Source organism: Reyranella sp., assembly GCF_004297405.1.
Taxonomy (GTDB): Bacteria; Pseudomonadota; Alphaproteobacteria; order Reyranellales; family Reyranellaceae; genus Reyranella.
Map to the genome: position 1 here is coordinate 148,866 of NZ_SCVC01000042.1, position 12,615 is coordinate 161,480.

General features: G+C 64.5%; 12 protein-coding genes. All 12 read right to left on the reverse strand.

Translation table 11 applies throughout. The features are described 5' to 3' along the window. Nucleotides 1–21 precede the first annotated feature (21 nt). The 12 genes from EPO50_RS26885 to EPO50_RS26940 all read right to left on the reverse strand — a co-directional run bounded on the left by EPO50_RS26885 (nt 22) and on the right by EPO50_RS26940 (nt 12,573). Nucleotides 22–813, reverse strand: a complete 792-nt coding sequence (locus tag EPO50_RS26885; protein WP_296349346.1) for an ABC transporter permease — start codon at nt 811–813, stop codon at nt 22–24. Next, complete coding sequence (locus tag EPO50_RS26890; RefSeq protein WP_296349348.1) at nt 810–1,649, reverse strand: ABC transporter permease; 840 nt, start codon at nt 1,647–1,649, stop codon at nt 810–812. Before EPO50_RS26890 ends, EPO50_RS26885 begins: the two co-directional genes overlap by 4 nt. 11 nt (nt 1,650–1,660) lie before the next feature. Then, nucleotides 1,661–2,668, reverse strand: coding sequence for an ABC transporter ATP-binding protein (locus EPO50_RS26895; RefSeq protein ID WP_296349350.1), 1,008 nt, complete (start codon nt 2,666–2,668; stop codon nt 1,661–1,663). 1 nt (nt 2,669) lies between these two features. Beyond that, entirely contained in the window at nt 2,670–3,767 is a 1,098-nt protein-coding gene (locus EPO50_RS26900) for a polyamine ABC transporter substrate-binding protein (protein ID WP_296349352.1), read from the reverse strand. 17 nt (nt 3,768–3,784) lie between these two features. Then, nucleotides 3,785–4,486 (reverse strand): ABC transporter ATP-binding protein, encoded by a 702-nt coding sequence (locus EPO50_RS26905; protein WP_296349354.1) that lies wholly within the window; start codon nt 4,484–4,486, stop codon nt 3,785–3,787. Further along, a complete protein-coding gene (locus tag EPO50_RS26910) occupies nt 4,486–5,256 on the reverse strand; it encodes an ABC transporter ATP-binding protein (protein ID WP_296349356.1) in 771 nt (256 codons plus the stop codon). Before EPO50_RS26910 ends, EPO50_RS26905 begins: the two co-directional genes overlap by 1 nt. Continuing rightward, complete coding sequence (locus tag EPO50_RS26915; protein ID WP_296349358.1) at nt 5,253–6,206, reverse strand: branched-chain amino acid ABC transporter permease; 954 nt, start codon at nt 6,204–6,206, stop codon at nt 5,253–5,255. The genes EPO50_RS26910 and EPO50_RS26915 overlap by 4 nt, the downstream gene beginning before the upstream one ends. 22 nt (nt 6,207–6,228) lie before the next feature. Further along, on the reverse strand, nt 6,229–7,143 hold the full coding sequence (locus tag EPO50_RS26920) for a branched-chain amino acid ABC transporter permease (protein ID WP_296349359.1): 915 nt from the start codon (nt 7,141–7,143) through the stop codon (nt 6,229–6,231). Between the two features lie 75 nt (nt 7,144–7,218). Further along, nucleotides 7,219–8,334, reverse strand: a complete 1,116-nt coding sequence (locus tag EPO50_RS26925) for an ABC transporter substrate-binding protein (protein WP_296349677.1) — start codon at nt 8,332–8,334, stop codon at nt 7,219–7,221. Nucleotides 8,335–8,478: 144 nt separating this feature from the next. After that, nucleotides 8,479–10,308: an adenylate/guanylate cyclase domain-containing protein gene (locus EPO50_RS26930; RefSeq protein ID WP_296349361.1), complete on the reverse strand. Its 1,830-nt coding sequence runs from the start codon at nt 10,306–10,308 to the stop codon at nt 8,479–8,481. Between the two features lie 80 nt (nt 10,309–10,388). Then, complete coding sequence (locus tag EPO50_RS26935) at nt 10,389–11,003, reverse strand: GNAT family N-acetyltransferase (RefSeq protein WP_296349363.1); 615 nt, start codon at nt 11,001–11,003, stop codon at nt 10,389–10,391. A 10-nt stretch (nt 11,004–11,013) separates the two neighbouring features. Continuing rightward, nucleotides 11,014–12,573, reverse strand: a complete 1,560-nt coding sequence (locus EPO50_RS26940) for a benzoate-CoA ligase family protein (protein ID WP_296349365.1) — start codon at nt 12,571–12,573, stop codon at nt 11,014–11,016. Nucleotides 12,574–12,615 lie beyond the last annotated feature (42 nt).

Genomic DNA, 12,615 nt, shown 5'->3' on the forward strand with positions numbered 1-12,615 from the left:
CCCAGGACGCCGATTCTTAGCTCAAACTTTCCGTCGCGTCAGCCAGCCCGACAGGATCAATGCACAGGCCGCCACGCAGACGATGATGGTGGCCAGCACATTGATCTGCGGGTCGACGCCGAGGCGCACGCTGGAATAGACGCGCATCGGCAGCGTTTGCGACTGCGCACCGGCGACGAACTGCGTCAGGATCAAGTCATCCAGCGACAAGGTGAAGGCGAGTAGCCAGCCGGAACCGACGGCCGGCGCGATCAGCGGCAGGGTGACGGTACGGAAGGTCACCCATGGCGTCGCGCCGAGATCCATCGCGGCCTCTTCGAGCGAACGATCGAAGTCGGCGAGCCGCGCCTGCACGACGATGGCCACGAAGGCGATGGAAAAGGTCGTGTGGGCGAGGGCGATGGTGAGGAAGCCGCGGTCGGGTCCGCCAAAAACCTGCTCGGAGCCCACGAAGAGCAACAGCATTGAAATGCCCATCACGACCTCGGGCATCACCATGGGTGCGATGACCAGACTGCCGAACAGGGTGCGGCCAAAGAAGAACGGCGCGCGTGCGAGAGCGTAGCCGGCGGCGAGGCCGATTGCGGCCGCCGCCGTAGCGCTGACCAGCGCGATGCGGAGCGACAGCCAGGCCGCGTCCAGCATCGCCTCGTTGGCGAACAGTGCCTGCCACCATTTGGTGGAGAAGCCTGCCCAGACCGTGACAAGACGCGATTCGTTGAACGAATAGACGATCACCAGGACGATTGGCAGGTAGAGAAAAGCGTAGCCGAAGGCGAGCGCCGTGAAGGCAAAGCGGGCGCGGCCGTTCATGTGCGGCGCTCCAGGCTGCGTGCCTGCTGGCGCTGGAACAGGGCGATGGGAGCGACCAGCAGCACCAACAGGCAGATCGCCACAGCCGAGGCCAGGGGCCAGTCGGCATTGGTGAAGAACTCGTCCCACAGGACCTTGCCGATCATCAGCGTCTCGGTGCCGCCCAGCAGGTCGGGAATGACGAATTCGCCAATCGAGGGGATGAAGACCAGCAGGCAGCCGGCGACGATGCCGGGCAGCGACAGCGGCAGGGTGATGGTGAGGAAGGCGGTCAACGGCCTGGCGCCGAGATCGGCTGCGGCTTCCAGCAGACTGGTGTCGAGCTTCTCCAGGGTCGCGTAGAGCGGCAACACCATGAAGGGCAGGTAGGCGTAGACGATGCCGAGATGCACTGCCCATTCCGTGCCGAGGATGCTGCCGGGATTCTCAGCGATGCCGCTCCAGCGCAGGAACTGGTCGATCAGACCGTTCTTCGCCAGCAGACCCATCCAGGCATAGATGCGGATCAGGAACGACGTCCAGAAAGGCAGCACGACCAGCATCAGCAGCAAGGGCCGCCGCTCGGGCCGCGCGCGCGCGATGGCGTAGGCCATGGGATAGCCGAGGAGCAGCGCGATCAGGGTCGACGTCGCCGCGATGCGCAGCGACGACAGCCAGGCCGCGACATAGAGATCGTCGGAGAACAACAGGGCGAAGTTCTTGAGGCTGAAGCCCAGCTCGACCGGCGGCGCGACGTCGGGTGCATTGGTGCCGAGCGCGATTGCCAGCACCAACGCGAACGGCAGCAGGAAGAAGACTGCGAGCCAGAGGAAGGGAAGCGCGATGGCGTAGCGCATGGTCTAGGCGCTCATTCGCTCACGCGATGCCCGGCGTCGGCCGACCAGCCGAGCCACACTCTCTGGCCGCGGGCGAAGGAGGCTGGCTGCGTGCGGTCGATATTGGTGGTGGAGACCACCATCGTGCCGTTGCCCTCGGTGACGATGCGATAGAGCGAGCGGTCGCCTTCATAGGCGATATCGAGGATCTTGCCGGCGACCGTGTTCGCGGCGTCGGGCCGGTTGGCAGACAGGGTGATCTTCTCTGGCCGCAACGCCAGCCATCCGCCGTCGGCTTCGAGGATGTTGGCGATGCCGATGAAATCGGCGACGAAGCGCGAGGCCGGCCGCTCGTAGATCTCGTGGGGCGTGCCGACCTGGGCGACGCGGCCGGTGTTCATGACGGCGAGCCGCGTCGCCATGGACATCGCTTCTTCCTGGTCGTGCGTCACCATCACGAAGGTGAGGCCAAGCTGTTCCTGCAGGCGCACCAGTTCGAAGCGCGTGCCCTCGCGCAGCTTGCGGTCGAGGGCGGCCAGCGGTTCGTCGAGCAGCAGCAGCTTGGGGCGCTTCACCAGCGCGCGGGCGAGCGCCACGCGCTGGCGCTGACCGCCGGAGAGCTGGGCCGGCCGCCGTCCGGCATGGTCGGCGAGTTTCACCTGCTCCAATGCCTCGGCGACGCGCGTGGCGATTTCCGGCGCACGCACACCCTCGCGGCGCAGCCCGTAGCCCACGTTCGTCGCCACATCCATGTGCGGGAAGAGGGCATAGGACTGGAACATCATGTTGACCGGCCGCAGGTGCGGCGGGACGCCGGTCATGTCCTGGCCATCGATGACGATGCGGCCGCCGTCCGGCACCTCGAAGCCCGCCAGCATGCGCAGCAGGGTGGTCTTGCCGCAGCCCGAGCCGCCCAGCAGGGCGAAGAGTTCGCCGCGCCGGATCTCGAGATCGACACCGTCGACGGCGGTGATGGCGCCGAAGCGCTTGGTCAGTCCTTCGATACGAACGATGGAGTCAGCAATAGGCCCAGCGTGCAATTCATCGACCTGTCTTGATGGCAGTCCACAAACGCGTGCGCTCACGCAACTGATCGGCAGTACCGGCCGTGATCGTATAGAATTTCGCCCGAACGTCAGCCGGCGGATAGATCAGCGGATTGCCCGAGACATCCTTGGGCAGCAGCGTGAAGGCCGCCTTGTTGGCATTGGCAAAGCCCGTGACCTCGCTCGACGCGGCCGCGACCTTGGGCTCCAGCATGAAATCGAGGAAGGCGTAGGCGTTGGCGAGGTTCGGCGCATCCTTCGGAATGCCAGCGACATCGATCCAGAGCAGCGAGCCTTCCTTGGGAATGGCATAGGCGATCTCGCGCTTGTCGGCCGCCTTGGCGGCGCGATCGCGCGCCTGGAAGATGTCGCCGGAAAAGCCGAAAGCCAGGCAGATATTCCCGCCCGCGAGCGCGTTGATGTACTCCGACGAATGGAACTTGGAGATGAAGGGGCGCACTGCCTTCACCACGTCGGCGGCCTTGGCGAGGTCCTCCGGCTTCTTGGAGTCTGGATCAAGGCCGAGATACTTCAGGGCGGCCGGCAACACATCGGTGGCGCTATCGAGCAGCATCACGCCGCAATCCTTGAATTTCGACACGACCGCTGGATCGAAGATCATTCGGAGCGAATCGACCGGCGCATCCGGCATGCGCTTCTTGATCTCGGCGACGTTGTAGCCGATGCCCGTCGTGCCCCACATCCAGGGGATGCCATGGGCATTGCCGGGATCGTATTTGGCGAGTGCCGCCATGATCTCGGGATCGAGATTGTTCCAGTTCTTGAGCTTGGAGCGATCTAGCGTGGTGAACAGGTTGGCCTGGAGCTGGCGCACGAAGAAGGGCGAGGCCGTCGGCACGACGACGTCGTAGCCCGACTTGCCGGTCTTGAGCTTGGCGTCGAGAATTTCATTGGAGTCGTAGGTCGTGTAATTGACCTTGATGCCCGTGTTCTTGGCGAAGTCCTTCAGCTGGTCTTCGGCGATATAGTCCGACCAGTTGTACACGTTGACCGAGCCCTGCGCGGACGCCGGCGCGGCGCTAAACGCGAGTAGCGAGGGAACGAACAACGAGGCGAGAGCGAGCAGACGCATCGGCAACTCCAGAAGAATCAGACGCCTAAATACCTATGCTGCAAGTCCCTGTCGCCGGCCAGCGCCTGCGACGTTCCGCTCCAAACGACGCGGCCTTTTTCCACGATGTGATGGCGGTCGGCGAGAGCGATCAGGGCGCCGACATTCTTGTCGATCACCAGGATCGCCTGACCTTCGCCCTTCAGCCGGCCGAGGCAGGACCAGATTTCCTGCCGGATCAGCGGTGCCAACCCTTCGGTCGCTTCGTCCAGGATCAACAGCTTGGGGTTGGTCATTAGTGCACGGCCGATTGCCAGCATCTGCTGTTCGCCGCCCGAGAGCTGGTTGCCCATGTTGCGCTGGCGCTCACCAAGCCGCGGGAAGAATTCGTAGACGCGCTCGATCGTCCACGGGCTCGGCCGGCCGGTGCGGTTGGCGCTGGCTGCGATCAGGTTCTCGCGGACCGAAAGGTTGGGGAAGATCTGCCGGCCCTCCGGCACCAGGCCGAAACCCAGGCGGGCAATACGGAACGACGGGAACTGGTCGACGCGCTGGCCTTCGAACTCGACGACACCGCGCCGCGCCGGCATCAGGCCCATGATGGCGTGCACGGTGGTGGTCTTGCCCATGCCGTTGCGGCCCATCAGGGTCACAACCTCACCTGCATCGATGCCGAGCTCCATTCCGAACAGGGCCTGGCTGGGGCCGTAGAAGGCTTCGAGGTCGCGGACCCGGAGCATCAGGCGACCATCCCATCGTCGCCGAGATAGGCCTGGCGCACATCCTTGTTGGCGCGGATCTCGGCCGGCGTGCCGCTGGCGATGGCGCGGCCATAGACCAGCACGGTGATGCGGTCGGCGAGCTGGAAGACGGCGTCCATGTCGTGCTCAATCAGCAGCATCGCACGCTTGCTCTTCAGCGCCCGCAGGAAGCCGATCATGCGCTGGCTTTCTTCGACGCCCATGCCGGCCATTGGCTCGTCGAGCAACAGCAGCGACGGATCGCCCGCCAAGGCCATGGCGATTTCGAGCTGGCGCTGCTCGCCGTGGCTCAGGGCCGCGGCCAGCGTGTTCGCACGGTCCCCGAGGCCTACTTCTTCAAGCCCGCGGCGGGCAGGACCGCGCAGGCTTTCGTCGTTCCGTGCATCCGCCAGGAAGCGGAAGGAGTGACCGACATGGGCCTGCACGGCCAGCGCCACGTTCTCCAGCGCGGTGAACTCCCGCAGCACCGAAGTGATCTGGAAGGAGCGCGCCAGACCGAGATGCACGCGCTTGTGCGTCGGCAGGCGCGTGATGTCCTGGCCCGCGAACCGGATCGTGCCCGAGTCGGGCGTGACGTTGCCGGTGAGTTGACCGACCAAGGTTGTCTTGCCGGCACCGTTGGGGCCGATCAGGGCATGGATTTCGCCGGGCACGACGTCGATCGAAACATTGTCGGTGGCGAGCAGGCCGCCGAAGCGCTTCACGAGGCGGTCGGTGCTGAGCAACGGTTGGGTCGCGAGGGTGGTCATGAGCGCTGCCCGAACAGCGAATCGATGCCGCCGCGTGCATAGAGCGCAATCAGGATCAGCATGGGGCCGAATACGATCTGCCAGTACTCGCCCCAGCCCTTGGCGAAGAGATTGAGCAGCGGCGGCAGCGACTCTTCGAGGACGAAGAAGGCAATGGTGCCGAACAGTGGGCCGAACAGCGTGCCCATGCCGCCGAGTACGACGATGACGATGAGGTCGCCCGACTTCACCCACGACATCATCGCGGGCGAGATGTAGGCGCCTTCGTTGGCCAGCAGGATGCCGGCCAGCCCGCCAAATGTGCCGGAGAGGGTGAAGGCTACGAGCCGATAACGGAACACTGGAAAGCCCAGCGCCGTCATGCGCAGGTCGTTCGACTTGGCGCCGCGGATCACGTGGCCAAACCGCGAGTTGGCGAAGCGGCTGCAGAACCACAAGGTGCCGCAGAGAGCCGCGAAGCAGAGCCAATAGAAGGTCGCCTTGTCGCGCAGATCGATCAGGCCGGGAAAGCGGCTGCGGCTGATGTTGAGCCCGTCGTCGGCGCCGTAGGCTTCGAGGCCGCCGCCGACATAGTAGACGAGCTGCGCAAAGGCCAAGGTGATCATGATGAAGTAGAGGCCGCGTGTCCTCAGCGACAGGGCGCCGATCAGGGCGGCCCATAGCGTGGCCGCGATCAGCGCCACGGGCCACTGGATCCAGCCGCTCGATACGCCATGCGCCGACAGGATGCCGACGGCATAGCCGCCGATGCCGAAGAAGACGGCATGGCCGAAGCTCACCAGGCCGCCGTATCCCAAGATCATGTTGAGGCTGACGGCGGCGATCGACCAGATGACGATGCGCGTGCCGATCGACAACAGGTAGCGCTGGTCGAAAGCCTGGGTCAGCAGCGGCAGCACCGCCAGCACCAGCAGGACGAGCGCGGTGATGAGCCCACGCGGTGTACGCAAGGCGGCGATCACGAGGCGGGGCTCACGTCCGCTGCCCGAACAGGCCAGTCGGCCGCCAGACCAGCACGCCCGCCATCACGACGTAGACCAGCACCTGCGAGATCGCCGGGGCGGCGCTCGAGGCGGCGCTGGCGCTCAGGAAGGTCTTCAGAAGATCGGGCAGGAAGGCGCGGCCGACGATGTCGATCTGTCCCACCACCATTGCGGCGATGAAGGCGCCCTTGATCGATCCGATGCCGCCAATGACGATGATGACGAAGGCGAGGATCAGGATGTCGTCGCCCATGCCGATCTTCACCGAGGTGATGGGGGCAGCCATCAGCCCCGCCAGACCAGCGAACACCGCACCCAGGCCGAACACCAGGCTGAACAGTAGTTCGATGTTCACGCCTAGGGCGCCGATCATGCGCCGGTTGGAGGCGCCGGCACGGATCAGCATGCCGAGTCGCGTGCGTGCGACTAGCCAGGCCAGCAGGACGGCGACCGCCGCCCCCACGACGATGATGGCGAAGCGATAAGCGGGGTAGGGCACGCCGGGAAGGATCTCGACCGTGCGGTTCAGGAAGGCGGGTACGGCGATGCTCTTGCCGGCCGGTCCCCAGATCACGCGCACCAGTTCGTTGAAGAAGAGGATCAGACCGAAGGTCGCCAGCACCTGGTCGAGGTGGCTGCGAACATAGAGCCGCCGTGCCACGACTGCTTCGACGACGAGTCCCAGGACGAAGATGACCGGCAGTGCCAGCAGCGCCCCCAGGACGAAGGAATCGGTCCAGCTGATCATCGTCCAGGCGATGTAGGCGCCCATCATGTAGAGCGAGCCGTGCGCCAGATTGACGAGATCCATGATGCCAAAGGTCAAGGTCAGCCCGGCGGCGAGCAGGAACATCAGCAAGCCGAGCTGCACGCCGTTCAGCATCTGGAGCAGCAGATAGTCCATGTCCCCTAATTCATCCCCTGAAAACGAAACGGGAGCGCGGCGTGCGCGCTCCCGTCCGCAACCGTCCCGCCGGCTCTACTTCATCGGGCACTTTTCGTAGAAGGGATCCTTGGCGTCCTTCATCGCGGTGGCGATGGTCTTCACCGTCATCATGCCTTCCGGATCCTTGACCGCTTCCTGGATGTAGAAATTCTGAATCGGGAACTGGTTGGTGTTGTACTTGAAGTCGCCGCGCAGCGACTTGAAGTTCGCCTTCTTCATCTCGGCGCGGACCTTGTCCTTGTTCGACAGGTCACCCTTCAGGGCCTCGGCAGCAGAAGCGATCAGCATGATCGCGTCGTAGCTCTGCGCACCGTAGTAGGACGGGTAGACGCCGTGCTTCTTCTTGAAGTCGGCGACGTACTTCTTGTTGGCGTCGTTCGGCAGGTCGTTCACCCACTCCTGCGCACCCAGGGTGCCGAGCGCCAGCTCCTTCTGCAGCGGCAGCGTGATCGCGTCGATCGAGAACACCTGATAGAGCGGGATCTGGCCTTTGAGGCCTGCCTGCGCATACTGCGTCAGGAACTGCACGCCATGCGCGCCGGGGTAGAAGATGAAGATGCCATCCGGCTTGGCGGCGCGGATCTTGGCGAGCTCGGCGGAGAAGTCGAGCTGGTCCGGCCACTTGGTGAGGTCCTCACCAATGATCTGCCCCTTGAAGGTGCGCTTCACGCCCGCGAGCATGTCCTTGCCCGCCGCGTAGTTGCCCGCCATCAGGTAGAGGCTCTTCACGCCCTTGCTCTGCAGGTATTCGCCCATCGCCATCGGCGTCTGGTCGTTCTGCCACGAGGTCGAGAAGAAGTTCTTGTTGCAGAGGTCGCCCGCGATCTGCGACGGCCCGGCATTGGCCGAGATCAGGATCGTGTCGCCCTCGTCGGTCACCGTCTTGAGCGAGGCCAGCAGCACGTTCGACCAGATGTAACCCGTGACGAAGTTCACCTTGTCCTGCTGGACGAGCTTCTCGGACTTCTGCTTGCCCACGTCGGGCTTGAACTGGTCGTCCTCGTAGACGATCTCGAAGGGCTTGCCGCCCATCTTGCCGCCGAGATGCTCCTTGGCGAGTTCGACCGAGCGGCGCATGTCTTCGCCGATCGCGGCCTGAGGGCCGGAGAAGGTGCTGACGAACCCGATCTTGATCGGGCTCTGGGCCATCGCCGGCAGGGTGCCGGCGGCAACGGTCGCCAGCGCCGCAATTGTTGCGGTGCCAAACAATTTGCTTTTCACGCTAGTTCTCCCTGTGGAACCCCAATTTCCTTGGGCGCTATAGAAGCGGAAAACCCTGCTAGCAACAACGGCTTATTGAACCGCTGCGGGACCTCGCAGCAGGGAAAGGGGCAGGGCGTCTTCGGTGGCGACGCCGACGGGGCCGCCATCGAGCGGCATCCAGTCAAATCCGGTCTGCGCGGCCTGTCGGCAGCTCGCGCTCACCACGATCCGCACCTCGTCCGGCTCCGGAACGTTCCGGCCGAACTGTTCCAGGCGGAAGGCGACATTCACGGCCTCCCCGATCGCGGTGTAGTCGACCCGACCGGCAAAGCCGATATTGCCGACCAGTACCGTGCCAGTGTGAAGGCCGATCCGCATGCGGCAGGCATGTAATCCGAGCTTCCGGCGCTCGGCATTGAACGCCTCGACTTCGCGCGCGACCATGAGGGCGCCATGGCAAGCGGCCCGACCATGGTCCAACCGCTGCTCCGGTGCTCCCCAGAACGCCATCAGCCCGTCGCCAATGTATTTGTCGATCGTGCCGCCATGGGCCTCGATGGCAGGGCCGACGCAGGCCAGCAGGTCGTTCAGGTAGGATGCCGCCTCCGTCGCCGGACGGCCATTGGAGTAGGCGGAGTAGCCTTCGAGATCGCAGAACATCACGGTGATGACGCGATCCTCGCTCACCGGCAAAGCACCGGTCTGTGCCGTGAGGTGGGCCACCAGGGCACGCGGCAGGTACGTGGCCGAGAGCCGGAGCCCTCGCGCCATGCGCTCGAAAGCGCGATTGGCGAGGCTGAGTTCGCGCACACGGCTGCTGCCAAGCTCCGGCATCTTGTCGAATTCCAGCCGTTCGACGGAGCGGGCCGCATCGGCCAGGGCGAGGATGGGACGGGCCAGCCGTCGACCCAGCAGCACTGCGACGATAGCGGTGAGCAGCATGAGCAACGCGCCGGCGATCAGGATGCCGCGTACGATCCAGCGTGCCCAGGCTGACTCCCGGCCAGGCGCGTAATAGCCGACGGTCAGATCAGCGGGCACGTAGTCGCCGACCTGGCGATAAAACCAGCCGAAGCTGTTGTCGTTGACCCAGTTCCAGTGCGCCTTGAAAGGTATCCGGTCGTTGGTCCAGTCGATTTCCCGTTGGTCGGGTGCCCATATCGACGCCAGCACCGGGTCCCCGACCTCCGCCAAGGTGGAGGCCCGTCCGCGGGCACGTTGCAGGGCAATGCCCTCGGGCTGCGCAAGGAAGGGGTGCGCCAGGACCTTGTCGTGGTCGAACAGGATGAACGGCGTGCGCTCGTCGGGAAGCTGGAGATTGACCAGGAAGCGAGAGAGATCGGTAGCCCTGATCGCTGCACCCACGAGGCCGCGAAATTCACCGTGCAGGCGGATCGGCACGATGATCGGCAGAATTGTTTCTCCCAGCACATCGGACCAGATGGGCTTGCCCCAACCCGGCCCCTCCATCGTCCGGGCGCGCTCCAGGAGCTGATCGGCCCCGGGGATGTTCTCGCGACGCTCCGGAAGCATGCGTCGATCGGCTCGCGCGAAGGTCGACGGTTGCCCGTCGACGGGCAGGACGACGAAGGTGACGGCCTGAGGTGCCGCTGCCAGTGTACCTACCGCGAAGGCTGACCATTGTTCGCGATTGTCGAAATCGATCTCGCCCCGGCTGATGGCGTCACCGATATAGGTGAGCTGGGATTTGATCGCGTCGAGATGGGCGTGGAGGCGGCGCGTGACGAGATTGACCATGACCTCGTTACGCTCCCGCGCTGACGCCTCGTAGTTGCTCTGCGCCGCATAGTAGGCAACGCCGATGATCGGCATCATCGCCAGAAAGACGAGGCCGACGAGCAGAACCGGCAGCAGCCGGGCAATCGGCCAACCCGCCGATCTGATCCCTTCAATGCTCATGCGCGGCCGACACTTACGTCAGAGCTCGTCAAAAAAGTGGCGCGCTACTGCCGATGACGTTTTGTTGATCTCGGAGCAGCTCAACTGTCACGACCCATCCAGAGCGTGCGGCCTTCTGGCACGTCGTCGAGAGTAAGTTCTTCGAAAGCGAGCGACCGCCAGAACGGAATCGCTCGCGTGTTCTCTTTGTTCACGCCGACATGGAATGCAGTCATGCGGCGCGCCGTGGCGGCAGCGCGCCAAGTCTCGAACAGTTTGGAGCCAATGCCGCGGCGATGCAGGCGCGGCAGAAGATTCATATGAAGATGCGCCGGATACCTTGCGACCACGGTCGAGGGGGTTCGCGTTGGATGGTGGATCATGTACGCCCGTCGTTGATCCGGCGTTCGAGAAGACGGTGGCACATCCGAGGTGTCGGCATAGGTCTTGCGTAGAGACGGCCACCAGTCTTGTTCCAGCCTGTCCTCCCAGGTGGCGGTGTCTTCGGTGCCGGCAACGAAGCCCGCGACTCCTTCGTGGTCTTCGACGACGAAAGTCAGGGCGGGCTCCAGCAGCGCATAGGGCGCAATGTAGATGTGCCCCATCAGGCGCGGATCGCGATAAAGGTGCGAGGCATCGCCCCCTGCAAAGCCCGTCGCCAGCGAGATCGCATAGCAAGCATCGAGGTCTTTCGCCTCGAACCTGCGGATCACCATCGAGGATGTCCTACGACCTGAGCTTGAAGCGCTGGATCTTGCCGGTCGCCGTCTTGGGCAGCTCCGGAACGTACTCGACCCAGCGCGGATATTTGTAGGGCGCCAATGTCTTCTTGCAATGGGCCATCAGCGCGTCGGTCAACGCCGCGTCACCAGATCCTAGCTGCTTCAGGACCACGATGGCCTTGGGCTTGATCAGCGCTTCGTCGTCGGCGTGGCCCACTACCGCGGCTTCGAGCACTGCCGGATGTCCGACCAGGCAGTTCTCGATCTCGACCGGCGAACACCAGATGCCGCCCACCTTCAGCATGTCGTCGCTGCGGCCTTCGTAGATGAAGAAACCGGCATCGTCCTGCCGGTAGGTGTCGCCGGTGTTCAGCCAGCCGTCGACCATGGTCTCGGCAGTCTTCTCCGGCTTGTTCCAGTAGTACTTCGCGGTCGATTCGGAGCGGATCCACAGCCGGCCGCTTTCACCCTGTGCGACGGCGGCGCCGTTCTCGTCGAGGATGCGCACCTCGTAGCCTGGCACCGGCTTGCCGCTGGTGCCCGGCCGATAATCGCCCAGCCGGTTGCCGACGAAGATATGCAGTGCCTCGGTCGAGCCGATCCCGTCGAGGATCACCGTGCCGGTCTTCTCCTGCCAGCGACGGAACATGTCGGCCGGCAGCGCCTCGCCCGCCGACACGCAGGCGCGCACCGAGGAAAGATCGCGCGACTTGTTTTCCAGCGCTGCGAGTTGGGCAGCATAGAGCGTAGGGACGCCATAGTAGATGGTCGGCTTGAAGGTCTCGATCATCTCGAAGGTCGTGTCCGGCGTCGGGCGCCGGTCGTCGAGCACGGCCGTGCCGCCAACCCAGAGCGGGAAGGTCATGGCATTGCCCTGACCGTAGGCAAAGAAGAGCTTGGCGGCGGAATAGCAGATGTCCTGGTCGGTCACACCCAGTACGCGCACACCATAGAGTTCGCTGGTCACGACCATGTCGCGCTGCGCATGCACGGCGCCCTTCGGCCGGCCGGTAGACCCGGAGGAGTAGAGCCAGAAGCAATCGTCGGTCGGCGCCGCAGGACGCGCGTCGAGCGCCGGCGATGCCTTGGCCATCTCCGCGATGAAGGCATCGACGGTCATCGCACGAGGCGCCTTCGCGCCGAGCTGCTTCAGCGCCGGCTCGATCTCGCCCGCGAACTCGCTCGAATAGACGACGAGCCGGCAGCCAGAATCCTCGACCATGTAGGCATAGTCGTCGGCGCGCAGCAGCGTGTTGGGAGGCACCGGCACGATGCCGGCCTTGATGGCTCCCCAGAACAGATAGAAGAACGCCGGACAGTCCTTCACCACCATCAGCAGCCGGTCGCTCGGCCCGAGTCCTGCCGCCAGCAGCGCATTGCCGGCGCGGTTCACCCGCTCGGCCAGCTCGGCATAGGTCACGGTTTCCTGGCGCGTCCGAATCGCGGCTTTGGCGCCACGGCCCTCGCCGAGATGCCGGTCGATGAACGGCACGGCGACGTTGAACCTCGAGGGCAGGGAGACCTTGTGGTCGGGCGAAAAGGCGATGCCAGGAGGGAGAGCCATGGCTTCCTGTAGCCCAACTGGCGGCCCGATGTCATACGGTAC

What these genes read in the sequence shown, in the direction of transcription:
- EPO50_RS26885 (WP_296349346.1), bottom strand. Translation starts at nt 813, where the DNA reads ATGAACGGCCGCGCCCGCTTTGCCTTCACGGCGCTCGCCTTCGGCTAC.
- EPO50_RS26890 (WP_296349348.1), bottom strand. Translation starts at nt 1,649, where the DNA reads ATGCGCTACGCCATCGCGCTTCCCTTCCTCTGGCTCGCAGTCTTCTTC.
- EPO50_RS26900 (WP_296349352.1), bottom strand. Translation starts at nt 3,767, where the DNA reads ATGCGTCTGCTCGCTCTCGCCTCGTTGTTCGTTCCCTCGCTACTCGCG.
- EPO50_RS26905 (WP_296349354.1), bottom strand. Translation starts at nt 4,486, where the DNA reads ATGCTCCGGGTCCGCGACCTCGAAGCCTTCTACGGCCCCAGCCAGGCC.
- EPO50_RS26910 (WP_296349356.1), bottom strand. Translation starts at nt 5,256, where the DNA reads ATGACCACCCTCGCGACCCAACCGTTGCTCAGCACCGACCGCCTCGTG.
- EPO50_RS26920 (WP_296349359.1), bottom strand. Translation starts at nt 7,143, where the DNA reads ATGGACTATCTGCTGCTCCAGATGCTGAACGGCGTGCAGCTCGGCTTG.
- EPO50_RS26925 (WP_296349677.1), bottom strand. Translation starts at nt 8,334, where the DNA reads ATGGCCCAGAGCCCGATCAAGATCGGGTTCGTCAGCACCTTCTCCGGC.
- EPO50_RS26930 (WP_296349361.1), bottom strand. Translation starts at nt 10,308, where the DNA reads ATGAGCATTGAAGGGATCAGATCGGCGGGTTGGCCGATTGCCCGGCTG.
- EPO50_RS26935 (WP_296349363.1), bottom strand. Translation starts at nt 11,003, where the DNA reads ATGGTGATCCGCAGGTTCGAGGCGAAAGACCTCGATGCTTGCTATGCG.
- EPO50_RS26940 (WP_296349365.1), bottom strand. Translation starts at nt 12,573, where the DNA reads ATGGCTCTCCCTCCTGGCATCGCCTTTTCGCCCGACCACAAGGTCTCC.